This is a genomic window from Pseudomonas mucidolens (genome assembly GCF_900106045.1).
In the GTDB taxonomy this organism is placed as follows: domain Bacteria; phylum Pseudomonadota; class Gammaproteobacteria; order Pseudomonadales; family Pseudomonadaceae; genus Aquipseudomonas; species Aquipseudomonas mucidolens.
This window is the reverse complement of record NZ_LT629802.1, coordinates 2478354-2502224: the sequence shown is the minus strand read 5'-3', so window position 1 is coordinate 2502224 and position 23871 is coordinate 2478354. Positions and strand designations below refer to the sequence as shown.

Annotated in this window: 21 protein-coding genes, 1 tRNA gene and 1 pseudogene; 15 read left to right on the top strand and 8 right to left on the bottom strand. The window is 58.9% G+C overall.

Annotated features, from left to right (window positions below; genetic code table 11):
• Positions 1-148 precede the first annotated feature (148 nt).
• Both xylF and xylA read right to left on the bottom strand, forming a co-directional pair.
• The gene (gene xylF, locus BLU75_RS11655; protein ID WP_084381700.1) at positions 149-1150 is read right to left on the bottom strand and encodes a D-xylose ABC transporter substrate-binding protein; all 1002 of its coding nucleotides are present in this window, start codon (positions 1148-1150) and stop codon (positions 149-151) included.
• A gap of 123 nt (positions 1151-1273) precedes the next feature.
• The gene (gene xylA / locus BLU75_RS11650; RefSeq protein ID WP_084381701.1) at positions 1274-2590 is read right to left on the bottom strand and encodes a xylose isomerase; all 1317 of its coding nucleotides are present in this window, start codon (positions 2588-2590) and stop codon (positions 1274-1276) included.
• A gap of 155 nt (positions 2591-2745) precedes the next feature.
• Here xylA and BLU75_RS11645 point away from each other — a divergent pair, with 155 nt between their 5' ends.
• On the top strand, positions 2746-3984 hold the full coding sequence (locus BLU75_RS11645) for a XylR family transcriptional regulator (RefSeq protein ID WP_231982642.1): 1239 nt from the start codon (positions 2746-2748) through the stop codon (positions 3982-3984).
• 22 nt (positions 3985-4006) lie between these two features.
• Here the strand turns inward: BLU75_RS11645 and BLU75_RS11640 are convergent, their stop codons facing one another.
• Together BLU75_RS11640 and BLU75_RS11635 are read right to left on the bottom strand one after the other, a co-directional pair.
• Complete coding sequence (locus BLU75_RS11640; protein ID WP_084381702.1) at positions 4007-4729, bottom strand: FadR/GntR family transcriptional regulator; 723 nt, start codon at positions 4727-4729, stop codon at positions 4007-4009.
• Positions 4730-4785: 56 nt separating this feature from the next.
• Positions 4786-6522 (bottom strand): IlvD/Edd family dehydratase, encoded by a 1737-nt coding sequence (locus BLU75_RS11635; RefSeq protein WP_084381703.1) that lies wholly within the window; start codon positions 6520-6522, stop codon positions 4786-4788.
• A gap of 192 nt (positions 6523-6714) precedes the next feature.
• Between BLU75_RS11635 and BLU75_RS11630 the strand changes: the two genes are divergently transcribed.
• The 8 genes from BLU75_RS11630 (at position 6715) to BLU75_RS11595 (ending at position 15546) form a co-directional block, all read left to right on the top strand.
• A complete protein-coding gene (locus tag BLU75_RS11630) occupies positions 6715-8037 on the top strand; it encodes an MFS transporter (protein ID WP_084381704.1) in 1323 nt (440 codons plus the stop codon).
• Positions 8038-8058: 21 nt separating this feature from the next.
• On the top strand, positions 8059-9051 hold the full coding sequence (araD1, locus tag BLU75_RS11625; protein WP_084381705.1) for an AraD1 family protein: 993 nt from the start codon (positions 8059-8061) through the stop codon (positions 9049-9051).
• A gap of 10 nt (positions 9052-9061) precedes the next feature.
• The gene (locus BLU75_RS11620) at positions 9062-10642 is read left to right on the top strand and encodes an aldehyde dehydrogenase (NADP(+)) (RefSeq protein WP_084381706.1); all 1581 of its coding nucleotides are present in this window, start codon (positions 9062-9064) and stop codon (positions 10640-10642) included.
• A 62-nt stretch (positions 10643-10704) separates the two neighbouring features.
• Positions 10705-11580, top strand: coding sequence for an SMP-30/gluconolactonase/LRE family protein (locus BLU75_RS11615; protein WP_084381707.1), 876 nt, complete (start codon positions 10705-10707; stop codon positions 11578-11580).
• A gap of 63 nt (positions 11581-11643) precedes the next feature.
• The gene (locus tag BLU75_RS11610; RefSeq protein WP_090221462.1) at positions 11644-12648 is read left to right on the top strand and encodes a substrate-binding domain-containing protein; all 1005 of its coding nucleotides are present in this window, start codon (positions 11644-11646) and stop codon (positions 12646-12648) included.
• A gap of 63 nt (positions 12649-12711) precedes the next feature.
• Positions 12712-14256 (top strand): L-arabinose ABC transporter ATP-binding protein AraG, encoded by a 1545-nt coding sequence (gene araG, locus BLU75_RS11605; protein ID WP_090221461.1) that lies wholly within the window; start codon positions 12712-12714, stop codon positions 14254-14256.
• 10 nt (positions 14257-14266) lie between these two features.
• Positions 14267-15235 carry an L-arabinose ABC transporter permease AraH gene (gene araH, locus BLU75_RS11600; protein ID WP_090221460.1) on the top strand — a complete coding sequence of 323 codons (969 nt, stop codon included), beginning with the start codon at positions 14267-14269 and terminating at the stop codon, positions 15233-15235.
• Between the two features lie 224 nt (positions 15236-15459).
• Positions 15460-15546, top strand: a tRNA-Leu gene (locus tag BLU75_RS11595).
• An 80-nt stretch (positions 15547-15626) separates the two neighbouring features.
• Here BLU75_RS11595 and BLU75_RS11590 read toward each other — a convergent pair.
• Both BLU75_RS11590 and BLU75_RS11585 read right to left on the bottom strand, forming a co-directional pair.
• Positions 15627-15839, bottom strand: a pseudogene (locus BLU75_RS11590) (integrase); the annotation flags it as partial.
• 773 nt (positions 15840-16612) lie between these two features.
• Positions 16613-16894 (bottom strand): hypothetical protein, encoded by a 282-nt coding sequence (locus BLU75_RS11585; RefSeq protein ID WP_130909207.1) that lies wholly within the window; start codon positions 16892-16894, stop codon positions 16613-16615.
• A 176-nt stretch (positions 16895-17070) separates the two neighbouring features.
• Between BLU75_RS11585 and BLU75_RS11580 the strand changes: the two genes are divergently transcribed.
• On the top strand, positions 17071-18033 hold the full coding sequence (locus BLU75_RS11580) for a bifunctional GNAT family N-acetyltransferase/nucleoside diphosphate kinase regulator (RefSeq protein WP_084381206.1): 963 nt from the start codon (positions 17071-17073) through the stop codon (positions 18031-18033).
• Positions 18034-18344: 311 nt separating this feature from the next.
• Here the strand turns inward: BLU75_RS11580 and BLU75_RS11575 are convergent, their stop codons facing one another.
• On the bottom strand, positions 18345-19013 hold the full coding sequence (locus tag BLU75_RS11575; RefSeq protein WP_084381205.1) for an isochorismatase family protein: 669 nt from the start codon (positions 19011-19013) through the stop codon (positions 18345-18347).
• A gap of 156 nt (positions 19014-19169) precedes the next feature.
• On the opposite strand from BLU75_RS11575, the gene BLU75_RS11570 reads away from it, so the two are divergent.
• From BLU75_RS11570 to BLU75_RS11555, 3 genes are all read left to right on the top strand, one after another.
• Complete coding sequence (locus tag BLU75_RS11570; RefSeq protein ID WP_084381214.1) at positions 19170-19535, top strand: winged helix-turn-helix transcriptional regulator; 366 nt, start codon at positions 19170-19172, stop codon at positions 19533-19535.
• A gap of 671 nt (positions 19536-20206) precedes the next feature.
• The gene (locus BLU75_RS11560) at positions 20207-20404 is read left to right on the top strand and encodes a hypothetical protein (RefSeq protein ID WP_084381203.1); all 198 of its coding nucleotides are present in this window, start codon (positions 20207-20209) and stop codon (positions 20402-20404) included.
• Positions 20405-20593: 189 nt separating this feature from the next.
• The gene (locus BLU75_RS11555; RefSeq protein ID WP_084381213.1) at positions 20594-21343 is read left to right on the top strand and encodes a hypothetical protein; all 750 of its coding nucleotides are present in this window, start codon (positions 20594-20596) and stop codon (positions 21341-21343) included.
• 26 nt (positions 21344-21369) lie between these two features.
• Here the strand turns inward: BLU75_RS11555 and BLU75_RS11550 are convergent, their stop codons facing one another.
• Positions 21370-22356, bottom strand: coding sequence for a DMT family transporter (locus tag BLU75_RS11550; protein WP_084381202.1), 987 nt, complete (start codon positions 22354-22356; stop codon positions 21370-21372).
• Positions 22357-22447: 91 nt separating this feature from the next.
• On the opposite strand from BLU75_RS11550, the gene BLU75_RS11545 reads away from it, so the two are divergent.
• Both BLU75_RS11545 and BLU75_RS11540 read left to right on the top strand, forming a co-directional pair.
• A complete protein-coding gene (locus BLU75_RS11545; protein ID WP_084381201.1) occupies positions 22448-23377 on the top strand; it encodes a LysR substrate-binding domain-containing protein in 930 nt (309 codons plus the stop codon).
• A gap of 212 nt (positions 23378-23589) precedes the next feature.
• Complete coding sequence (locus tag BLU75_RS11540) at positions 23590-23781, top strand: DUF2188 domain-containing protein (protein WP_084381200.1); 192 nt, start codon at positions 23590-23592, stop codon at positions 23779-23781.
• Positions 23782-23871 lie beyond the last annotated feature (90 nt).

Here is a 23871-nt window from a genome sequence, read left to right as displayed (position 1 = left end):
TCACAAGACGGCCGTCCCCTGTAGGAGCGAGCGTGCTCGCGAAAAACGTCAACGCTAACGCATGCTTCCTGGATAAACGTGTTGCGCTCAGGTTTTTCGCGAGCACGCTCGCTCCTACAGGGTGTGGGCACGGAGATTTACCGAAGGATTACTTCCCGGCCATCTGCTCTTTGGTATAAAACCCGTCCTTTTCCAGCAGGTCGATGTTGTTCTTGGTCAAGGAGGTAGGCGTCAGCAGGATGGTGTCGACCTTTTTGCGGCCATTGTCGTATTGCGAGCTGTAGGTAGGTTTTTCGTTACGCGCCAGTTGCACCGAGAGCTTGGCGGCTTCAGAGGCAATCAGTTTGAGTGGCTTGTAGACGGTCATGGTCTGGGTACCATCGATCACGCGTTTGATCGCGGCCAGATCGGCGTCCTGACCGGAGATCGGCACCTTGCCGGCGAGTTTCTGCGCGGCCAGGGCCTGGATCGCACCGCCCGCAGTGGCGTCGTTCGAGGCAACGATAGCGTCGATTTTGTTGTCGTTGCGGGTCAGGGCATTTTCAACGATGCTCAGGGCTTCGGTGGGGTTCCATTCCTTGACCCATTGTTGCCCGACAATCTTGATATCGCCCTTGTCGATTGCCGGTTGCAGGATTTTCATCTGACCTTCGCGCAGGACCTTGGCGTTGTTGTCGGTGGGGGCGCCGCCGAGCAGAAAGTAGTTGCCCTTGGGCGCTGCTTGCAAAACGCCGCTGGCCTGCATCTCGCCGACCTTTTCGTTATCGAAGGAGATGTAGGCGTCAATATCGGCATTGAGGATCAGCCGATCATAAGACACCACCTTGATCCCGGCCTTCTTGGCTTCGGCGACGGCGTTGGTCAGCACAGTGGCGTTGAACGGTACGATGACGATTACATCGACACCGCGGGAGATCAGGTTTTCGATCTGCGATATCTGCTTCTGCTCGTTGGCATCGGCTGACTGTACGTAGACCTTTGCGTCCATTTTTTCCGCCGCCGCGACGAAGTAATCGCGGTCGCGCGACCAGCGTTCCAGGCGTAGGTCATCGATGGAAAAACCGATTTTCGGATGGGCTGGATCGGCTACGACTGGAAGGGCGAGCAGGGCCAGGGCGCTGGCGAGCAGCGTGCGTTTTAAAGTGTTCATGGTGGTGCGTCCTCTTATTGTTGTTTGAAAGACACTGCCTGACGATGAATCGATGCCGGTAGAACTGTAGAGCGTCGCGGTACGTTGCGCGCATAGATTTGTCGCGCAAATGTCACAGCGTCATCAGGTGTAGATAAACCGGTTGACCACACCTTCGAGCATCTCCTGCCGGCCGCTCACCGCCTGGGGATTCAGCTCGCCTGCAAACGCGTGCTCGGCGAGTGACTGGAGACTGAACTCCCCGGCGAGCACCGCCTGGCCCAGCGGCTGCTGCCAGCCGGCGTAACGCTGGTCCTTGAAGTGCTGGAGCCGATCGTTCTGCACCATCGCTGCCGCACGTTCCAGCGCCAGGGCGAGTACATCCATGGCGGCAACGTGGCCGTGGAACAGGTCGATCTCGTCCAGGCTCTGGCGTCGTACCTTGGAATCGAAGTTGTAGCCGCCATGGGTGAATCCACCGGCCTTGAGGATTTCGTAGGTGGCGAGGGTCATCTCCTCGACGCTGTTGGGGAATTGGTCGGTGTCCCAGCCGTTCTGCGGGTCGCCACGGTTGGCGTCAATGCTGCCGAAGATCCCCAGCGAGAGCGCCGTAGCGATTTCATGATGGAAACTGTGCCCGGCCAAGGTCGCATGGTTGGCCTCGATATTGACCTTGATCTCGTGCTCCAGACCGTACTCATGCAGAAAACCGAAGACCGTGGCGCTGTCGTAGTCGTATTGGTGTTTGGTGGGTTCCTGCGGCTTGGGTTCGATCAACAGGTCGCCCTTGAAACCGATTTTGTGCTTGTGCTCGACCACCATGCGCATAAAACGCCCGAGCTGTTCACGCTCACGTTTGAGGTCGGTATTGAGCAGGGTTTCGTAGCCTTCGCGTCCGCCCCACAGCACATAGTTGGCGCCTTTGAGGCGCTGGGTGGCATTCATGGCGCTGAACACCTGGGCGGCGGCGTAGGCGAACACTTCCGGGTCCGGGTTGCTCGCGGCACCGGCGGCAAAACGCGGGTGGCTGAAACAGTTGGCGGTGCCCCACAGCAGCTTGATGCCGGTCTGTTCCTGGTGGCGTTCGAGGTGGTCGACCATTTGCGCGAAGTGGTTGCGGTATTCCTTGAGCGAACTGCCTTCGGGCGCAACGTCTGTGTCGTGGAAGCTGTAGTAGTCGATACCCAGTTTGGAAAAGAATTCAAACGCCGCTTCAGCCTTGCCGATCGCCAGTTCCATGGGGTCGCCGGCGTGCTGCCAGGCACGCTTGAAAGTGCCCATGCCGAACATGTCGGCACCCGGCCAGACAAAGGTGTGCCAATAGCAGGCCGCCATGCGCAGGTGCTCACGCATGGGTTTGCCGAGCACCAGTCGGTTGGCGTCATAATGACGGAAGGCCAGGGGAGAATCGCTGTCGGGGCCTTCGTAGCGGATCTTGTCGACACCGGGAAAGTACGGCATGTGCGGTTTCCTTATTGTTCTTGACGGTGTCTGGATACTAGCAACGGCTCAGGGGGCGCTGATTATGAAAACCACCAAGGTGTGGTGCGATTTTGAGTATTGAGCTATGACGTGCGCGGGCCTAGTCTGTGCAGACCGGCCTCAGGACAACAACAATGAAAACCCTACCGCCTGTTCACCGCATTGCGCTGTTGTTCAACGGCAGCAAGATTTACGACCGCGGCATCATTACCGGCATCGGCAACTACCTGAGCAGCACCCGCGCGTCCTGGGACCTGTTTTTGGAGGAGGATTTTCTCTGTCGCTTGAGAGGTATCGAACGCTGGCAGGGCGACGGCATCATTGCCGATTTCGATGACCCACTGATCGGCGAGGCGTTGGCAGGGATCAAGCTGCCGGTCGTGGCGGTGGGCGGGTCGTATCAGGATGAACGCGCCTACCCCAAGGGCATTCCGTATGTCGCCACCGATAATGAAGCGTTGATGAAGTTGGCCTACGCGCACCTGATCGAAGCCGGATTGACACGGTTTGCCTGTTTCAGCCTGCCCGAAGCTCAAGCCAATCGCTGGGCGCAGGAACGCGAACAGGCCTTTCGCCGCTTGTTGCAGCGCGACGGCCTGCACGCCGAGGTTTATCGCGGCATGGGCACCAGCGCACCGCTGTGGGACAGCGCGGTGGAACAGCAGATAGCCTGGTTGCAAAGCCTGCCCAAGCCCATCGGCATCATCGCCGTCAGTGACGCTCGGGCGCGCCAACTGCTGCAAGCCTGTCTGACCGCCGGAATTGCCGTGCCGGAGCAAGTCGCGTTGATCGGCATCGACAACGACCCGTTGACCCGTACCCTGACGCGGGTGCCACTGAGTTCCGTGATCCAGGGCACGGAAACCATGGGCCGCACCGCCGCGCACGTGCTGCACCAGATGCTGCACGGAATGCCATCCACGGGGACGCAGATCCTGGTGCCGCCGGAGGCAATCAACGTGCAGGCCTCCAGCTTGCATCAACCCTTGGGCAACCCGTATGTGATGCAGGCGCTGCTATTTATCCGGCAATACGCTTGCCAGGGCATCAAGACCGCCCAGGTGGCGGGGTATGTGGGCGTGTCGCGCTCCTCCCTGGAGTCGCACTTTCGCCAGGTACGCGGCTGCAGCGTGCACGACGAGATCCTGCGTTTCAAACTGGCGGCGGCGGCCAAGGGGCTTGAGCGCAGCGATTTGGCGATTGCCGACATTGCGCAGAAGTGCGGTTTCAAGTCGGCGCAGTATCTGCATACGGTGTTTCGGCGTGAGTTTGGTTGTACGCCACGCGAATATCAGCAGGGCGGTGGCGACTACGTAGGCGCCACGGTCGGCGCCCCACGCACCGTGGGCATGGGGCTGCGTTACGAGCTGTAGACCCGGGCCGCCTGACGGTGCGTTACAGCGGTGTCAGTACATTCATCACGGTATCGAGCGCCACGCGGGTGTCGTCAAGCTGCACCAGCGAAGCGTGCCGTGCGCCGAGTGCGTCGCGGTTTTTGATGGCGGTGAGTATCGCCTTGTGCCGGGGCAGGCTCAGGCGTTGGATATCGGGACGCCGGTTGGTGATGTTGATCGACTCGCGAAGCGGTAACGAGAGCATGTTGCACATATATGCGAGCAAGTCATTGCGGGTCGCGTCGGCGATTGCGCGGTGGAAATCCAGGTCAGCCTGCAACAGCTCCTCGTGGGTCTGGGCGGTTTCCATGGACAGATAGGCTTTTTCGATAATGCCGATGTCCGCGTCGGTCGCCGTGGTGGCGGCCATGGCGGCGATTTCCGGCTCAAGGATGCGGCGTACGCCGGCAAGGGTGTTGAAGAACTCGCTGTGGGGTGTCGACTGCATCAGCCACGACAGGACGTCCGGGTCGAGCAAATGCCATTTCAAGCGCGGACGTACCACCGCGCCCACCCGTGGCTTGGAATACACCAGCCCCTTGGCGCTGAGCACCCGGGTCGCCTCGCGCAGCACCGAGCGACTGACCTTGTACTCTTCGCAGAGTGTCGCTTCCATGGGCAATCGTTCTTCCGGCTTGAAGCGTCCGGAGACAATGTGCATGCCCAGGTCTTGAACGATCTGGGCATGCATGCTCTTGCGTGGCTTGGGCGGCTGGGGATCCATAGCTGGGAGGTTACTCTGACGAAATACGGCGCATCATAGCATTGCTCCCGTGACTTTCAGTGGGAATGACGCGGGACTTCGGCGCCACGGCAACCGACCAGGAAGTCGAAGTCACAGCCTTGGTCGGCCTGCAGCACATGGTCGATATACAGCTGGCGATAACCGCCCACGATCAGTTTTTCTGGCGGTGGCAAGTCAGCCATGCGCGCTGCCAGTTCGGCATCCGGGATATCCAGGTGCAGGCGCCCGTTGGCGCAATCGAGTTCAATCCAGTCACCTTCCTTCACGGTTGCCAGCGGTCCACCGGCCGCCGCTTCCGGCGCGACATGCAACACGACCGTGCCGTAAGCCGTGCCGCTCATGCGTGCATCGGAAATACGCACCATATCGGTCACACCCTGGGCCAGCAGCTTGGCCGGCAGGCCCATGTTGCCGACTTCGGCCATGCCGGGATATCCCTTGGGGCCGCAGTTTTTCATGACCAGGATCGAGCTGGCGTCGACGTCCAGCTCCGGGTCGTTGATCCGCGCCTTGTACATGTCGAAGTTCTCGAACACCACGGCGCGGCCGCGATGCTGCATCAGCTCGGGACTGGCCGCCGAAGGCTTGAGCACGGCACCCAGCGGCGCGAGGTTGCCGCGCAGTACGCAAATGCCGCCGTCGGCGCGGATCGGGTTGTCGAGGGTGCGGATCACTTCGTCCTGGCCGTAGATCGGCGAGTCCTGGGTGTTTTCGCCCAAGGACTTGCCGTTGACGGTCAGCGCGTCGGGGTGCGGGATCAGGTTGGCTTCGCCAAGGCGGCGCAATACGGCGGGCAGGCCGCCAGCGTAGTAGAACTCTTCCATCAGGAAACGCCCGGACGGCTGCAGGTCGACGATGGTCGGCATGCCACGGCCCATGCGGGTCCAGTCATCCAGGTCGAGCTCGACACCGATACGCCCGGCGATGGCTTTCAAGTGAATCACCGCGTTGGTCGAGCCGCCGATGGCGGCGTTGACACGGATCGCGTTTTCGAAGGCTTCCTTGGTGAGAATCTTCGACAGCTTCAAGTCTTCGCGGACCATCTCCACCGCGCGCATGCCGGACATGTGCGCCAGTACATAACGTCGCGCATCCACTGCTGGGATCGCCGCGTTGTGGGGCAGGGAAGTACCGAGCGCTTCGGCCATGCAGGCCATGGTCGAGGCGGTGCCCATGGTGTTGCAGGTGCCTGCCGAGCGCGACATGCCACCCTCGGCCGCGAGGAAATCGTCCAGGGTAATGGTGCCGGCCTTGACCTGCTCGCTGAGCTGCCAGACCACGGTGCCCGAACCGATGTCCTGGCCCTTGTGTTTACCGTTAAGCATCGGCCCACCGGTGACGACGATGGCCGGTACGTCACAACTGGCGGCCCCCATCAGCAGCGCCGGGGTGGTTTTGTCGCAGCCGGTCAGCAACACCACGCCGTCAATCGGGTTGCCGCGAATGGCTTCCTCGACATCCATGCTGGCCAGGTTGCGGGTGAGCATCGCGGTGGGGCGCAGATTCGATTCGCCGTTGGAGAACACCGGAAACTCGACGGGAAAACCGCCGGCCTCGATCACGCCGCGTTTCACGTGCTCGGCAATCTGGCGAAAGTGCGCGTTGCAGGGCGTCAGCTCCGACCAGGTGTTGCAGATGCCGATAATCGGCTTGCCATGGAACTGGTGGTCGGCAATCCCCTGATTCTTCATCCAGCTGCGGTACATAAAGCCGTTTTTGTCGGCGGTACCAAACCACTGGGCGGAGCGCAGACCGGTTTTTTTATCAGACATGATCAACTCTCTTATTGTATGACTATATGTTCTCTGTGGCGCTAACATAAGCGCAAAATCTTCGGTTTGGAAGTGTTGTTGCGTAAATAGTATTACTATATAGTCGGTTTTGACTGAGGTATGACCCTGGCGGTTTTCCGCGAGAGGCATCCCCCGCAGCTTCTATAAAAACAACAATCGGAGATCGATCTCATGAGCCAGGAACTGCGGCTTATACGTCGCATCACGCTGAAACTGATTCCCTTCCTGATCTTGCTGTACCTGATCGCCTACGTGGATCGTTCTGCCGTGGGCTTTGCCAAGTTGCACATGGGCGCCGACGTCGGCATCGGCGATGCGGCCTATGGTCTGGGGGCAGGGCTGTTCTTTATTGGCTACTTCCTGTTTGAAATCCCCAGCAACCTGATGCTCGATCGCTTCGGCGCCCGGCGCTGGTTTGCGCGGATCATGATCACTTGGGGCGTGATCACCATCGGCATGGCTTTCGTCCAGGGGCCTCACAGCTTCTATGTGATGCGCTTTTTGCTGGGCGCGGCCGAGGCCGGGTTCTTTCCGGGCGTTCTCTACTACATCACCCAATGGTTTCCGGTGCGCCATCGCGGCAAAATCCTTGGGTTGTTTATCCTCTCCCAACCCATCGCGATGATGATCACCGGGCCGGTGTCCGGCGGCCTGCTGGGCATGGACGGGATTCTCGGTCTGCACGGCTGGCAGTGGTTGTTCATCGTGATCGGCACGCCAGCGATCCTGCTGACCTGGCCGGTGCTGCGTTATTTGCCGGATGGCCCGCAGCAGGTCAAATGGATGAACCAATCCGAGAAGGATTGGTTGGCCGGTGAACTGAGCAAGGACCTGCAAGCTTATGGCCAGACTCGACATGGCAATCCGCTGCATGCGCTCAAGGACATGCGTGTGCTGCTGCTGGCGCTGTTTTATCTGCCGGTGACCTTGAGTATCTACGGGCTGGGCCTGTGGTTGCCGACTTTGATCAAGCAGTTTGGCGGCAGCGACTTGACCACCGGCTTCGTATCGTCGGTGCCGTATATCTTCGGGATTATCGGGTTGTTGATCATCCCGCGCAGTTCCGATCGCCTGAATGACCGCTATGGGCACTTGGCGGTGCTGTACGTGCTGGGCGCGATCGGCTTGTTCCTCAGTGCCTGGTTGACGGTGCCGGTGCAGCAATTGGCGGCGTTGTGCCTGGTGGCGTTTGCGCTGTTTTCCTGCACCGCGGTGTTCTGGACCTTGCCCGGACGTTTCTTCGCCGGCGCCAGTGCGGCGGCGGGCATCGCGCTGATCAACTCGGTGGGCAATCTCGGGGGTTATATCGGTCCGTTCGTGATCGGCGCGCTCAAGGAATACACCGGCTCCCTGTCTTCGGGCTTGTACTTCCTGTCTTGCGTGATGGTGTTCGGTCTGCTGCTGACAGGTGTGGTGTATTGGTTGTTGGAGCGTAGGCACGTGCTGCCGGCCGAGCAGTTTGCCGCCAGTGCGCGCGGTGCAACACGGACTTAATCGATTATCAGGAGAAAATTCATGCGTTTAGTTCAGTTCGAATTGAATAACGGCGAGCGTCGGGTGGGCGTGGTTGAAGGCAGTCTGGTGCGTGAAGTGCAGCACGCCCGCACCACTCGCGAACTGGCGCTGGCGGCGATCGAGGCGGGGGTTGGTTTGCAGCAGCAAGTACAGACCCTCGGCCTGGGTGACAGTCATGACTACGCCGGGTTGTTGGCCGAGCTGAAAATTCTGCCGCCGCTGGATCATCCGGATCCGGCGCACATGCTGGTCAGCGGTACCGGCCTGACCCACCTGGGCAGCGCCTCGGCGCGTGACAAGATGCACCAGCAGGCCGGTGACGAGAGCGCGATGACCGACACCATGCGTATTTTCAAATGGGGCGTGGAGGGCGGTAGACCGGCGTCTGGCCAGGCGGGGGTACAGCCAGAGTGGTTCTACAAGGGCGACGGCAGTATTGTCGTGCGCCCAGGTCAGCCGTTCCCGGTGCCGCCGTTTGCCGAAGACGCTGGCGAAGAGCCGGAGATTGGCGGCCTGTATGTGATCGGTCAGGATGGCAAGCCGTACCGCCTGGGGTTTGCGGTAGGTAATGAGTTTTCCGATCATGTGATGGAACGTAAGAATTACCTGTACCTGGCTCACTCAAAACTGCGCAGTTGCAGTTACGGTCCGGAGTTGCGGGTCGGTGAATTGCCCCAGCATCTGGCCGGCACCAGCCGCATCGTGCGCGACGGCCAGACGCTCTGGGAAAACCAGTTTCTCAGTGGCGAAGCGAATATGTGCCATAGCCTGGAAAACCTCGAGTACCACCATTTCAAATATCGTCAGTTCCTCAAGCCGGGCGATGTACACATTCACTTTTTCGGCACCGCCACCCTGTCATTTGCCGACGGTATACGTACCCAGCCGGGGGACGTGTTCGAAATCAGCCAAGCCGAATTCGGCGCACCGTTGATCAACGGTATCGAGCTTGTCGATACCGTGTTTGAACCCGGCAACGTCAACCCGCTTTAAGGAGACCCACATGACCCAGTTTCTCGGCCACAACTACATCGGCGGTCAACGCAGCGCCATGGGCAGCGTCACGCTGCAGAGCGTCGATGCCAGCACCGGCGACACCTTGCCTCACGTCTTTTACCAGGCCACCGAGCAGGAAGTGGATGCGGCGGCCAAGGCTGCCGCAGCGGCTTACCCCGCCTACCGGGCGCTGAGTGCGCAGCGGCGTGCGCAGTTTCTGGACGCGGTGGCGGATGAACTGGATGCGTTGGGCGATGACTTCGTCGAGCTGGTCTGCCGCGAAACCGCGCTGCCCGCCGCACGTATCAAAGGTGAGCGCGGACGTACCAGCGGCCAGATGCGTCTGTTCGCCACGGTGCTGCGGCGTGGTGATTTCTACGGTGCACGGATTGATAAGGCATTGCCTGAGCGCCAGCCGCTGCCGCGTCCCGATCTGCGTCAGTACCGCATTGGCGTGGGGCCGGTGGCGGTATTCGGCGCCAGCAACTTTCCCCTGGCCTTTTCCACCGCGGGTGGCGACACCGCCGCCGCGTTGGCCGCTGGCTGCCCGGTGGTGTTCAAGGCTCACAGCGGGCACATGGCGACCGCAGAACAGGTGGCCGATGCGATCCTGCGTGCGGCTCACACCACGGGTATGCCGGACGGTGTATTCAACATGATCTTCGGTGGCGGCGTCGGTGAAGCGCTGGTCAAGCATCCGGCGATCCAGGCGGTCGGTTTCACCGGCTCGCTCAAAGGCGGGCGCGCCTTGTGCGACATGGCGGCGGCACGCCCGCAACCGATCCCGGTGTTCGCCGAGATGTCCAGCATCAACCCGGTCATCGTGCTGCCGCAGGCGCTGCAGACGCGGGCGGAAACCGTGGCCGGTGATTTGACGGCCTCGGTGGTGCAGGGCTGCGGCCAGTTTTGCACCAATCCGGGCCTGGTGATCGGCATTGCTTCGCCGCAGTTCACAGCGTTCACCCAACAGGTGGTGCAACTGATCGGTGATCAACCGGCCCAGACCATGCTCAACGCGGGCACCTTGAGCAGCTATGGCAAAGGCTTGGCAAAACTCCTGGCGCATCCTGGGATCCAGCACTTGGCGGGCAATGTTCAAGCGGGCAATCAGGCCCAGCCACAGTTGTTCAAGGCGGATGTCAGCTTGTTGATCAATGGCGATGCAGTGCTGCAAGAAGAAGTGTTCGGCCCGACCACGGTGTTCGTCGAGGTCGCCGACCAGGCGCAACTTAGCGCCGCCTTGCACGGCCTGCACGGTCAACTGACGGCGACGATCATTGGTGAACCTTCGGACCTGGCGCAATTTGCCGAACTGACGCCCTTGCTTGAACACAAGGTCGGCCGCATTCTGCTCAACGGTTATCCGACCGGCGTCGAGGTCTGCGATTCGATGGTGCACGGTGGACCGTATCCGGCCACTTCCGATGCCCGTGGCACCTCGGTGGGCACGCTGGCCATCGACCGTTTCCTGCGCCCCGTGTGCTTCCAGAACTACCCGGACAGCTTGCTGCCTGACGCGTTGAAAAATACTAATCCGCTGCGCATTCAGCGGTTGGTGGATGGCGTGCCAACCCGCGAAGCGCTTTAGTGGGGGCGCCACTCGCCACTTAAAAACATGCACCTGAGAACAACAATAATCCAGGAGGCTTCATGTCGTGTAACGCTGTTACCGCACACCGTGCGCAATTGGGCGAAGGGCCGTTCTGGGACGCGCCCACCCAGGCGTTCTATTGGGTGGATATCGCCGGCAAACAGGCGCTGCGCCTGATCGGCGACAGCCTGCAGGTCTGGCATCTGCCCGAGCATGCGTCGGCGTTTATCCCGTGTGCCAGCGGTGATGCGCTGGTGACCATGAGCAGCGGCGTGTATCGCCTTGATCTGGCCTCGGAGCAACACGCGCCGTGCTTGACCTTGTTGTGTGTGGCCGACCCGCAACCGGGCAATCGTGGCAATGAAGCTCGCTGTGATGCCCAGGGGCGGCTGTGGCTCGGCACCATGCAGAACAACATCGGCGAGCATGGCGAAGATTTGCCCGTGTTGCGCCGTTCCGGTGGCCTGTTTCGCGTGGACGCCGATGCGCGGGTCACGTGCTTACTGCAAGGTCTGGGGATCCCCAACACTTTGCTCTGGAACGATGAGGCTACTCAGGTGCATTTCGGCGACAGCCTGGACGGCACGCTGTATCAATATTCGATCCATGCCGACGGCCAGCTTGGCCGCGCGGCGGTGTGGTTCGGGCCGCACGCGCGTGGAGGTCCGGATGGTTCGGCGATGGACGCTGAGGGTTATATCTGGAATGCGCGCTGGGACGGCAGTTGCTTGCTGCGCCTGACCCCGGAGGGTGAAGTCGAGCGTGTGATCGAGCTGCCAGTCAGTCGCCCGACCAGTTGCGTATTCGGCGGCCCGAACCTCAGCACCTTGTACATCACCAGCGCTGCCAGTCCATTGGATCACCCGTTGGATGGCGCGGTACTGGCGATTGAGGTGGATGTGGCCGGGAAAACCTGCCATCGATTTGCCGGGTAATAAACACCTTTTTGCTCTACCGCAGTACTACGAACTCTCAAAAAAACAACAAGGAGTCACCGTATGAATCGTCGTCGTGGTATCCGTTCCCTATGTTGCGCCGCCGTGGCAGTCTCGGCCATGAGCCTGAGCGGGCTGTTGCTGGCCGCCGAAGAAGTGAAGATCGGCTTCCTGGTCAAGCAGGCTGAAGAGCCCTGGTTCCAGACCGAATGGGCATTCGCCGAAAAGGCCGGCAAGGACCATGGTTTCACCGTGATCAAGATCGCCGTGCCGGATGGCGAGAAAACCCTGTCGGCCATCGACAGCCTGGCCGCCAATGGCGCCAAGGGCTTTGTGATCTGCCCACCGGACGTCGCCCTCGGCCCGGCCATCGTCGCCAAGGCCAAGCGCAATGGCTTGAAAGTCATGGCGGTGGATGACCGTTTTGTCGATGCCAAGGGCAACTTCATGGAAGACGTGCCGTACCTGGGCATGGCCGCCTTCGAAGTCGGCCAGAAGCAGGGCGCCGCGATGGCCGCCGAAGCGAAAAAACGTGGCTGGGACTGGAAAGACACCTACGCGGTGATCAATACCTACAACGAACTCGACACCGGTAAAAAGCGCACCGACGGCTCGATCCAATCCCTGAAAGAAGCGGGCATTCCTGAAGACCATATCCTCACCGCGGCCCTCAAGACTCTGGACGTCCCCGGCAGCATGGACGCCACTAACTCGGCCCTGGTCAAGCTGCCCAGCGGCGTGAAGAACCTGATTATTGGCGGCATGAACGACAACACGGTGCTGGGCGGCGTGCGCGCCACCGAAAGCGCCGGGTTTGCCGCCGCCAACGTGATCGGTATCGGCATCAACGGCACCGATGCCATCGGTGAACTGAAGAAGGTCAACAGCGGCTTCTTCGGCTCGATGCTGCCCAGCCCGCACATCGAGGGCTACAACACCGCGAAGATGATGTTCGACTGGGTAACCAAAGGCACCGAGCCGCCGAAGTACACGGCGATGGACGAAGTGACGCTGATCACCCGTGACAATTTCAAGCAGGAACTGGAAAAGATCGGCCTGTGGAAATAAGGCCGTTCGCTTTCCTCGGCGGCCCTGGCCACAGGGCTGCCTGACCGGTGTGATGAGGTGGTTATGCACGTGCAACTGAATGAACAACAACCCATTGCCGGAGCCAGTCTGCGTTTTGACGGCATCGGCAAAACCTTCCCTGGCGTCAAGGCACTGGATGGCATCAGCTTCAGCGCGCAGCCAGGCCAGGTGCATGCCTTGATGGGCGAGAACGGCGCGGGCAAGTCGACGCTGCTGAAAATCCTCGGCGGTGCCTATATTCCGAGCAGCGGCACCGTGCAGATCGGCGCGCAGGTCATGGCCTTCAAATGCGCCGCCGACAGCATCGCCTGCGGCGTGGCGGTGATCCACCAGGAACTGCACCTGGTGCCGGAAATGAGCGTCGCCGAAAACCTCTTCCTCGGGCATTTGCCGTCGCGCTTTGGCGTGGTCAATCGTGGGCTGCTGCGTCAGCAGGCGCTGGCGTGCCTCAAGGGCCTGGCCGACGAAATCGACCCACAGGAGAAACTCGGTCGCTTGTCCCTGGGCCAGCGGCAACTAGTGGAAATCGCCAAGGCGCTGTCCCGCGGCGCCCATGTGATTGCCTTCGACGAGCCCACCAGCAGCCTCTCGGCGCGCGAGATTGACCGCTTGATGGCGATCATCGCGCGCTTGCGCGATGAGGGCAAAGTGGTGCTGTACGTTTCCCATCGCATGGAAGAAGTCTTTCGTATCTGCAACGCGGTGACCGTGTTCAAGGACGGTCGCTACGTGCGCACCTTCGACGACATGCAGGCGCTGACCCACGACCAACTGGTCACCTGCATGGTCGGGCGTGACATCCAGGACATCTACGATTACCGCCCGCGTGAACGGGGCGAGGTGGCGCTCAAGGTCGACGGTATAACCGGGCCGGGTCTGCGTGAGCCGGTCAGTTTCGAGGTGCACAAGGGCGAGATCCTCGGGCTGTTCGGGCTGGTGGGCGCGGGGCGTACCGAACTGTTTCGTCTGTTAAGCGGGTTGGAGCGTGCCACGGCCGGCGAGTTGCAACTCTGCGGCGAAAAACTGCAGCTGCGCTCACCGCGCGATGCCATTGCCGCCGGCGTGCTGCTGTGCCCGGAAGACCGCAAGAAGGAAGGCATCATCCCGCTGTCCAGCGTCGCTGAGAACATCAATATCAGTGCCCGTGGCAGTCATTCGGCCTTTGGTTGGCTGTTGCGCGAGGGTTGGGAAAAGACCAACGCCGACCAGCAAATCCAGGCCATGAAAGTCAAGACTCCGAGCGCGGCGCAGAAAATCATGTACCTCTCCGGCGGCAATCAGCAGAAGGCGATTCTGGGTCGCTGGCTGTCGATGCCGATGAAGGTGCTGCTGCTCGACGAGCCGACGCGAGGTATCGATATCGGTGCGAAGGCGGAGATTTACCAGATCATCCATAACCTGGCGGCCAGCGGCATTGCGGTGATCGTGGTGTCCAGCGACTTGATGGAAGTGATGGGTATCTCCGATCGTATCCTGGTGCTGTGTGAAGGCGCGTTGCGCGGCGAAAAAAGCCGCGAACACGCCACTGAATCCAATCTGCTGCAATTGGCTCTGCCGAGCCAACGTGCCGACGGCCTGGCGAACTGAAGAGGTGAATATGACAAGCCAAAACAACGCGTTGCCGACGGCGCGCAAACCCCTGGACCTGCGTAGCCTGCTCGACAACTGGGCAATGCTGATGGCGGCGGCGGGGATCTTTCTGCTCTGCGCCTTGCTCATTGACAACTTCCTGTCTCCGCTGAACATGCGCGGACTGGGCCTGGCGATCTCAACCGTGGGCATCGCGGCCTGCACCATGCTGTATTGCCTGGCTTCGGGGCACTTCGACTTGTCGGTGGGCTCGGTGATCGCCTGTGCCGGGGTGGTGGCGGCGATCGTGATGCGCGATACCGAGAGCGTCATGCTGGGCATCGGCGCAGCATTATTGATGGGACTTGTCGTCGGGCTGATCAACGGCATCGTGATTGCCAAGCTGCGAGTCAACGCCTTGATCACCACCTTGGCGACCATGCAGATCGTGCGCGGCCTGGCTTATATCTTTGCCGACGGCAAAGCGGTCGGGGTATCGCAGGAGCAGTTCTTCGTATTTGGCAACGGCCAGTTGTTCGGCGTGCCGGTGCCCATCCTGATCACCATCGCCTGCTTCGTGTTTTTTGGCTGGTTGCTCAACTACACCACTTACGGTCGCAACACCATGGCCATTGGTGGCAACGCGGAAGCGGCATTGCTGGCTGGGGTCAACGTTGATCGAACCAAGATCATCATCTTCGCCGTACACGGCTTGATCGGCGCGCTGGCCGGGGTGATCCTCGCTTCGCGCATGACCTCCGGCCAACCCATGATCGGCCAGGGCTTCGAACTGACAGTGATATCCGCCTGCGTGCTGGGCGGGGTGTCGCTGAGCGGCGGCATCGGTATGATCCGTCATGTGATTGCCGGGGTATTGATCCTGGCAATCATCGAGAACGCGATGAACCTGAAGAACATCGACACGTTCTACCAGTACGTGATTCGCGGTTCGATCCTGTTGCTGGCGGTGGTGATCGATCGGATGAAACAACGTTGATGGGACCGTGCTGAAACCAGGCACCTCGGATCTGGTCCGGGCTGCCTGTAATACGTAGATCACTGATCTGTTGAGTTTTTTTCTGCATCGAAGCCTTTGAATAATCTGAAAAAGACCGCTCGCCAACTTGCGCCGAGAGGACTGGATCTATATATTCCCTAGCCTGCTGCAACGCTCAAGGGGTCTGATCGACAAAACCTCCTGGGCCGCTTCATCGCGCTGCCGCCCGAATGGCGAAACTGGTAGACGCATGGGACTTAAAATCCCCCGCCTGTAAGGGCGTCCCGGTTCGATTCCGGGTTCGGGCACCAATCAAAACAAGGACTTGCTTGATTTATTAGGCGAGTCCTTTTTTATTTCCGCTCCGCAATTTCATATCTTGCTCCGCAACTCACTGGGTAGACGTGACCTTTTTTCCTATACGTTTACGAATGTAGTTTTCGGTCATCACCACTGTAGTGTGCCCAAGTTGATCACGCGCCTGCAGGATATCTCCGCTGGATTGCGCCTTATCTGTTCCGGCTTCTGCGCGTAGATCGCGCATCTGAAAATCTCCTTTCTCAACACCGGCCGCTTCCCGTGCCGCGTCGAATCTCCCTCGCGGAATGCATTCTTTTCTTGGGGCGTACGAATACCTCGCCCGCCGCTCACCGGCAGGCATTTCTGTTTACGATTTCTAGGAAAAGTCCTAAAGGCCTCGATACGCGTGTTAGCTAAACTGGTGCAGTTCGCCCACCCAGGATTTTCATAGCAGCCTTTACCGGGGGACTTGCTTCTGGTCTGGGCGAACTCTTTGCGCCGCTCACCGGCAGGCATGTAGGGGGATTGGGGTTACAGTTCGATAACAGTTCAGTAAGTGACGGTAATGAATCATTTCACTGATAATCTGTTGCCCGCCTGCGGATGACGCCCGTCGGATCGACCGGAGGTAGGTTCTCAGGTGAGCGCCTTTTTATTGCTTGAGTGCGGCGATTGCTTAACTCCGGCTACTTAGTCGATTCACGCAAATGGGTAGTTAGAAGTGTTTAAGAGATACAGCGTGGCATTGTTGACCTTGGTCATATCAGCTATGGCCGCGGCTGATGAATTGCCTCAAGGTCCGTTGCTCCAGCGCTTTGGTGAAGCCATCAATCAGTTACCTAAACCGGCTGCGCCCCCACAGGTGAAGCCCGTGCCGCGTGAAATACATATCGAAGGACTTGAGGCGCTGAACCAGCCTGGGTATCCCGTTAGGCCCGAGTCCGAAAAAACCGGCAATCCCAGTATCGATAACATGCATGCCCGCGATAGGGGGACGTGCCGACGGGTTCGAGCAGAGGCTTTAGGCCGGGGGAAGGGTTTGAGTTTGGGTTGTGAATAGGAGGGCGGTTACTGGGATCATGGCGCCACCCGCTTGAACTCGACCACCCAGACCCAGGGGTTGGTATCCCCGTTGCCGCCGACGGAAGCCCATAACCCTGCAAAAGAGTCGTTCGGGCTCGCCCAATAGTATTTGCCGTCTTCGACGTGGTGTCCGCCACCAGGGTGCTTGGCGATGCCCTCGGCCAGCGCCTGCTCTTCACTGATGTTCTGCAGCCGTTCGACGTGTACATCGGCGATCTCCAGAAGAATGCGGCTGGCTGATGGAGCCGCTTGCGGCGAGCCTCTGGGTCGAATCAAGCGGCAGAACGGTGCAGCGCTGATCATTCTGACTGATAGTCGGCTTCATCGAGGCTTGAGCGCTTGAGCGCTTGACGGGTTCGGGTTCGGCAAAACGATGGTTTCGTCGAACTCTCCAGACTGTTCGGCATTACTCGCGTTATGCCTTAAAATAGCCGGTCGCCGAAAGAACCGTCATGGCCATAGCCATGACAGGCTTTCATCCTTTGCAAATAAATGTGGTGAAGATGAACAAGCCTTTCATTTCGCTGTGCCCTGAAATTACTCGGGCGCACGCGCTGAAGCTGATGGATTGGTTGGAGGATGAGCGCGTTACCTGCTATCTGAGCGATTCGCGTCATGTCTCCCGTTCCATCGAGCAAGTCATTGATCGGACTCAATTGCCGATCCTGACCCATCTATTCAACCGCGGCGGCCGATTCTTCATGGCCTATGACCGGCATGATGCCCCGGTGGGCTTTGTCCGACTAATCAAGACCGGCGCAAATTGCGAGATAGTCCTGGTCATCGGAGACAGCGACAAATGGGGTCGAAACCTCGGCGCTCGCACGATCCGTGAAGGCATGAAACTGGCCTTCCTCGATATGCGGGCCGAGAAGCTCATCGCCAAGATCCACCCGGACAACGTGCGCTCACTGAAAGCCTTTCTGCGCAGCGGCTTTCTGCTTGAGAGCGAAACGCCGGCATTGAAGTCATTTTCCATGACGGCGGGGCGCTATCGCCAGTTCTTGCGCGAAGGTGCCGTTGATGACTCCACCAGGATCTACATCACTGAAATCGACAAGGCCAGGCTCGAGAGTCTAATCACGCTTGAGCAAGGCCCGGCCGTTGTTGAACTCGAACATGAGCTTGAGCGAGCCATTGTCGTCAAGTCGCAGCAGGTGGCACGCAATGTCGTCACGATGAACTCCAGGGCCTTGCTGCAGCTGGACGACGAAGAGATCGAAGTGGCCTTGGTCTACCCTGAAGACGCGGACAGCAACGCAGGGAAGCATTCCGTGTATTCCGACATCGGCGCCGCCATCCTGGGCTATCAGGAGGGGGACGCCATCGACTGGCGAATTTCTGATCGGACCCGCCGGATCGAGATCAGGAAAGTGCTTTACCAGCCGGAGGCTGCGGGCGATTTCCACCTATAATTGCGCCTTTTGCTCGGTGTTCGTCCATCAGGAGCGAGGATCCCCCACAGGACGGGGCCTCGCTTTCCGTGCCTGAACGACCCGTTGGATGGTCAAGGGTAGGAGCGGAGTCAGTTGCGAAAGGCTGGAGGCAGTAGGACAGACCTAGCCGGCTTCAGAGTAAAGTAATGATGCTCGACCCGGAGTTGTCATCAAACTGAGCTAATGAAGCGGGTTTCATGCCGCACAACAACTCTCTCCAGTGCCTTTCCTTGCGGAATATTAATAGGGGGCCGCCGAAGCGGCCCCCTATTTTCAGCCGTTACACGGTCTTACTTATATTTGTCCAGGTTGGTCTCAGGACCATCCTTAACCACGGCCTGGGCTTTGCTGTAGCTTTCCATTAGGCACTTGTATTCCGGACAAACATGCTCGGCAAGGATTTCAGCGAAACGCGAGCCTTCAGGACGGTTCCAAGTTCGCATCAACTCAGCAACTATGGCGAAAGTGTCAGTCGGAATTGCACCCGCTTGGGTGACACGTGCGATGGTGGTATCGGTCGCTAACTTGCTCCAGTTGCCTGAAGCATCTACCACACAATAAACGTTGTAACCTTCTCGCACCGCACTCACTGCAGGAAAGGCCATGCAAACGCTGGTGAGAGTGCCGGCGATGATCAATGTTTTACGACCGGTCTTCTTGATAGCATCAACGAACAAAGGGTTGTCCCAAGTGTTGATCTGTCCGGTGCGTGGCACATACACCGCGTGGGGAGCATGCTGATGGATTTCTGGAATCAACGGGCCGTTGGGGCCATCCGGTACGGAAGCGGTAGTGATCACCGGAATGTTCAGTAAGGTCGCGGTCTTCGCGATCGCTATGACGTAATTGCGAAGATCGGGAACGGGCACATCGCGCACGGTGTTGAATAGGCCGCTCTGGTGATCGATAAGAAGAATGACCGCATCATCTGCATCCAGCATTCCATTGGTACTCGCCATTTTGTTACCTCAGATGTCGAAATTTGATGCTAGTGTCGTGCCAACCATTTAACGAAGGCACCTTTATTCAAGCCCGAACAAATTAGGTCTTGCGTACCAAAATCGCAAGTACTTACATTTAGGATACTAGTTTCCTAAATGATACTGAGGCCTATCATGCCCGTTGCTAAAAAGAGTGCAGGTTGTCCCGTAGAAACCACCCTGAAAGTCATAGGAGGAAAGTGGAAGGTAATGATCATTCACTTCCTGCTTGAAGACACACAACGGTTTGGCGAACTGGCGAGAAAACTGGGGCGCATATCGCCAAAAACCCTTACCCAACAACTGCGCGAGCTGGAGGAAGACGGTGTGATTATCCGCAAGGATTTTGGCGAAGTCCCGCTGAGGGTCGAATACAGCATTTCCACGTTGGGCTTTACCCTTTCGCCGATTTTGCACGCGATGGAAGATTGGGGAGCGTTTCTGGAGGCCAAGCAAAAGAAAACTAAAAGAACTTCGCGCAATTCTGTTCCGTTGGGTTGATCCCACAGGGATGGCAGCCCGTTTATTTTCATCGCGGTCTACCATACCAATCATGATCGTAGGATGGCTCTTTTCATGAAAAAACATTAATTATTTCAATTCCGTTCAAGCCTCCGGAGGCAGCGCAACGCTGGATCGATAGTCAGCTGTCCTGACGCCGCGCAACGGCAAGTATGTCGGGTAGGGCGAAGGCCCGGAGCTCGGAAGCCGGATAGCGCGAGGGTTTGAGAATAAATCGAACCCTGGGCTTTACTCGCCTCTCCAACGTAGACGCCCAGTTAGAGCGGGCATTGCGAGGTGTCTATGAACAACCACATGCATATGCAGGGCAACACCCCGATGGACTATCCACTTCCTGTGGCACCCGGGCCGCTGGATCCTGGGCGTCCGGATGTTCCGCCACGCCCAGAAGATGGCGTTGAGCAGGTGCCGGATCATGAGGGAGAGCGTCCTCTGGATGACGACGACACGGGCCTGGATCCGGGTCGTATGAGGGAGGAGACGGACGTGGACAGAGAGCAGGAGCGCTGAAGGGGCAAGCGTGAACGGAGACTGACAGAGTGCTACGCGGTTTTTATGGGTGCCATTCGTCCAGTGTCCGGCACTCTCGCTGCTGCGCCGTCTCTCAAGCGTAAGCGCGGATTTCCCGCGTGCCACAGCGGAGAGTCAGCATGGAGATTAACGAGAACGCGCCGGGTAACCTATCCCAGCAGGTCGTAACGCGTGGTACCGACAACGAAACTGGGCATGATCCACAGCGCGACGAAAGTGAAGTTCCTCTGGCGCCAGACGACGAAGCGCCTCTCGAAGAAGATATGTCGGATGTGGATGCTGCCGATTCGGTGGCTAGCGAGCATCCTGACAACTGAGCGTCGACTTGAACTGACGAGCCCGGCCTATGTGCCGGGTGCGTTGTGTTACAGGTGCGCAACTGTATTGACGGGTACTCCTCTCAACAATCTGACCCTCGCCACCGCACTTTTTTTGATTTTTCCGCTCTATGTCTGTCCCGACCACGCTGATTCTCCGCGTGGACAGAAGAACCAGACTGGGTGCTGATGGAGCGCACGTTACCTGTTTTTGTGACTTATTGGATGCGTTGGCCGCTGATATTGGCGGCAGTCTTGATGCTCTGTGCCACTGGCTGCAGCCAGCAACAGGGGCGTGATATCGCCCGGCAGTTCAGTGATGGCAAGCCTGATGAACTGTTTCAAACCAGTGTCGACCGGATGGCGACGCTGGGCATGCACGACAACCTGCAAAGCCTGTATTTGCTGATGAGTAAGCTCTATCTGCGTAATCCCAGCCAGTGGCGTCAATCGGGTTATCCAGATGCCGTGAGTGCCGCTCGGCAAGTCCGTCAGGCCATCGAGGAGCGTCGACCGTTACCCGCGCTTGGGGCGCGTCGCGATCTGGAGGCTTTGAGCTATTCATTGAGTGCGGAATTTCACGGCGACCGGGTTGGGGCCTTTATCTATGCGATTGGCAGCATGCTCGTTACCGCACATGGCGGGCGTACCGAGTTTTATGTAACGGACTCGATCAACCCCCAGTTCGTCAGCAATGCTGCGCGCAATATTGAAAAAGCGACATGGCTGCTCAGCCAGCGTCAGGATGCCAACGGGGTATTGTTGTTGTTCTCCAACGAAATATCGGAGGAGGCCAGCAACCTCAGTTTTGCGGTGGAGTTCGGCAAGATAGTCGCGCGCCTCGACCTGTTGACCCAGATGCTCGACGAACGCTACCGGCGCGTGGCGCTCAACTATGCGCAAAGTCTGTTGTTGATGAACTTCTTGCCCGTGCAGTAACGATCCGCGCAGATGACGGCGGGTCGTCAGCTTTGGTGGGTTTCAACCGAGTGCCTTGAGTCGGGCGGGCTTGCGATTGACGTCAGGATGATACGAACCGCCATGACCACACCGACAAGAACCGCCGTGAGGCCTGAAGCTTCCAAAAGGCTTGGCAGTCGCTGATGGAATAACCAGCCAAGCATGCTGGCGAACAGCGATTCAAGGGCAATCAGTTGCCCGGAAAGCACCATGGGCAGGCGACGGGATGCTGCGTTCCAGGCCCAGGCCCCGACCAGCGAAGACATCACGGCGATCACAAAGCCCCACAGGTACACCTGGCCGGCCAGGGAAATACTGAAGCCCAGGGACGGCAACTTGAGCAGTTCGAGTGTCTGCACAACAGGTAACAGGCACAAGGTACCCAGACCGGCGCCCGCCATCATGAGTCCTGTCCAGATACCCGTCGCATTGGCTGGGAGGTGCTTCAGGGCTTTTTGATTCAGCACGCTGAATGCGAGCCACAGGACCACGGCGCTGACGGAGAAAAACAGCCCTAACGGCCACGAACTATTCGCTGCAAGGGGTTGATGGAGACTGCTGATATTCGACAGTAGCAGCCCGGCCGTCAAAAACGTCAGGGGTATCGTCAGTCTGCGCCATGGAAGTGTTTTTTGCGTGGCGTTGCTGAGCAGCGCCAGCAAGACCGGCACCATGCCGATAAACGCCGGAGTCAGCACCGGGCCGCCGAAAATAACCCCTGCGGCAATACAGGTGCTGTACCCGAGGTAGCCGATCACACCCAGCCCCGCGGCGAGAAACGCCTGGCGACCAAGCAAGAGCTGGAACTGCGCACGACAAAGCAGCACCACGCTTACCCCCAGCGTACCGGCGATCAGAAACCGGATCAGCATCAAGTCATAGATGCTGTACCCGCCCGTGACGTAGGGGGCGATGAAGTTCAGTGCCCAGCTCAGGGTCGCGACCACGGCGAGGGACACGCCGATAGTGATGTTTGAATGAATAGAGGTCATCTGCCGATCCGCGAGGTATTCAGCTTATGTTGCACAGCCTGCGGGATATGCTACAAACGAGTTCTCGGCCTTGGATGCATAACCTCAGATTATGAATATGCTTGGAAAGTCATTGCCGCCGCTGGCCAGTTTGCTGCCCTTTGAAGCGGCCGCTCGACTGCAGAGCTTCTCGAAGGCTGCGGATGAGTTGCACATCACCCAGGCCGCAATCAGTCGTCAGATTCGCGGGCTTGAAGATAATCTCGGGTTGAAGCTCTTTTACCGGCGCAACCGCGCCGTCTTCCTGACGCAGGAAGGGCGTGAACTGGGGCGCGTGGTGAGTGCCGCGCTGCAAAGTATCAGTGCCAGTGCCGTCAACCTGCGTGAGTCACCGCGCAAAAACCGTGTCGTTCTGCTCTGCCAGTTGTGCGAGGCGTTTTACTGGCTGATGCCACGCCTGTCGACGTTTCATCAGCTACACCCGGAAATCGAGATCCAGGTCGCGACATCCACCCGCCCGCTGGCTGAGTTCAGTGACCATTTTGACGTGGCCTTGCAAAGCACCGGTCGCCCCAGCGGTTCGCATGTTCTGGCGTTCACTGCCGCCGATGAGGTGTTTCCCGTATGCAGTCCCGATTACTTGAGCGCCCGTCAGTCACTGGACATCAGCGATCTGCGCCTCCACACGCTTTTACACCACAGCGCCACGCCACCTCACTTGATGGAGTGGGATAGCTGGCTGCAGGCGTTTGGGCAGACATCGGAGGGTTATGCTCATCATTGTTTTTTTGACAGTTATCCTTTGATGCTTCAGGCCGCCGTGGAAGGCCATGGGATTGCTATGGGCTGGCGCCGAACTGCCGGAAAACTCATTGAAAATGGTGCGCTGGTGAGGCCTTGTGCGCAAAGTGTCCCGTTACCCGACGCTATATCGGTTTTCAGGCAGCAGGGCGAGGCGGACCGGATCGAGGTGCAAGCATTGATCGGGTGGCTGGAAGAGCAGTTGCAGAGTGAGTCCGAATTTTTCGGGCGGATGGATTGATCAGTGAGAGTGTGCTCAGGTGCAGTGTTCACCTCGTCACGGCCTACAACATTCTGCTCTGGGACAATTGACCAATGGCCGTCAATAGTCGCAAGAAGTGGCTGTGCCCCTTAACCCATATCCGTGCGACGCTCGGTAGCTTTTTACCGCTTGTCCGGGTGTATGGTAAGTCAGGCAACTCCTCGATTATCTCTGGATGAAGAGAGGTGACTATGAGCGTTCCAATGTTGAACAAGATGCACCTTAACGGCTATGACATCGTCCGGGTCAATAGCGGCCCATGGCGGGTTTGTACGCGGGACGACCGACTGGCGTCGTTTGGCTCCCGTGAACAGGCGCTGGCCTATGCCGCGGCGTTGCCAGGGTACAAGGCTCGCCCGAGGGCGGTATCAAACGATGATTGACCGCTAGGAACTGTCGAGTTTCAGCGAGGCTGAGCAGGCGCTGGATGAGTCAAGTTCCATTTGCCTGCCGTGTCCAGCCTTGCTGGAGCC

Bases quoted from the DNA above. Each gene is read 5' to 3' on its own strand.
- araG (WP_090221461.1), top strand. From the start codon at position 12,712: ATGCACGTGCAACTGAATGAACAACAACCCATTGCCGGAGCCAGTCTG.
- BLU75_RS11540 (WP_084381200.1), top strand. From the start codon at position 23,590: ATGAGCGTTCCAATGTTGAACAAGATGCACCTTAACGGCTATGACATC.
- BLU75_RS11620 (WP_084381706.1), top strand. From the start codon at position 9,062: ATGACCCAGTTTCTCGGCCACAACTACATCGGCGGTCAACGCAGCGCC.
- araH (WP_090221460.1), top strand. From the start codon at position 14,267: ATGACAAGCCAAAACAACGCGTTGCCGACGGCGCGCAAACCCCTGGAC.
- BLU75_RS11550 (WP_084381202.1), bottom strand. From the start codon at position 22,356: ATGACCTCTATTCATTCAAACATCACTATCGGCGTGTCCCTCGCCGTG.
- BLU75_RS11630 (WP_084381704.1), top strand. From the start codon at position 6,715: ATGAGCCAGGAACTGCGGCTTATACGTCGCATCACGCTGAAACTGATT.
- BLU75_RS11640 (WP_084381702.1), bottom strand. From the start codon at position 4,729: ATGGATCCCCAGCCGCCCAAGCCACGCAAGAGCATGCATGCCCAGATC.
- xylA (WP_084381701.1), bottom strand. From the start codon at position 2,590: ATGCCGTACTTTCCCGGTGTCGACAAGATCCGCTACGAAGGCCCCGAC.
- BLU75_RS11570 (WP_084381214.1), top strand. From the start codon at position 19,170: ATGCCCGTTGCTAAAAAGAGTGCAGGTTGTCCCGTAGAAACCACCCTG.
- BLU75_RS11615 (WP_084381707.1), top strand. From the start codon at position 10,705: ATGTCGTGTAACGCTGTTACCGCACACCGTGCGCAATTGGGCGAAGGG.
- araD1 (WP_084381705.1), top strand. From the start codon at position 8,059: ATGCGTTTAGTTCAGTTCGAATTGAATAACGGCGAGCGTCGGGTGGGC.
- BLU75_RS11545 (WP_084381201.1), top strand. From the start codon at position 22,448: ATGAATATGCTTGGAAAGTCATTGCCGCCGCTGGCCAGTTTGCTGCCC.
- xylF (WP_084381700.1), bottom strand. From the start codon at position 1,150: ATGAACACTTTAAAACGCACGCTGCTCGCCAGCGCCCTGGCCCTGCTC.
- BLU75_RS11645 (WP_231982642.1), top strand. From the start codon at position 2,746: ATGAAAACCCTACCGCCTGTTCACCGCATTGCGCTGTTGTTCAACGGC.
- BLU75_RS11580 (WP_084381206.1), top strand. From the start codon at position 17,071: ATGGCCATAGCCATGACAGGCTTTCATCCTTTGCAAATAAATGTGGTG.
- BLU75_RS11635 (WP_084381703.1), bottom strand. From the start codon at position 6,522: ATGTCTGATAAAAAAACCGGTCTGCGCTCCGCCCAGTGGTTTGGTACC.
- BLU75_RS11555 (WP_084381213.1), top strand. From the start codon at position 20,594: ATGGAGCGCACGTTACCTGTTTTTGTGACTTATTGGATGCGTTGGCCG.
- BLU75_RS11560 (WP_084381203.1), top strand. From the start codon at position 20,207: ATGGAGATTAACGAGAACGCGCCGGGTAACCTATCCCAGCAGGTCGTA.
- BLU75_RS11575 (WP_084381205.1), bottom strand. From the start codon at position 19,013: ATGGCGAGTACCAATGGAATGCTGGATGCAGATGATGCGGTCATTCTT.
- BLU75_RS11610 (WP_090221462.1), top strand. From the start codon at position 11,644: ATGAATCGTCGTCGTGGTATCCGTTCCCTATGTTGCGCCGCCGTGGCA.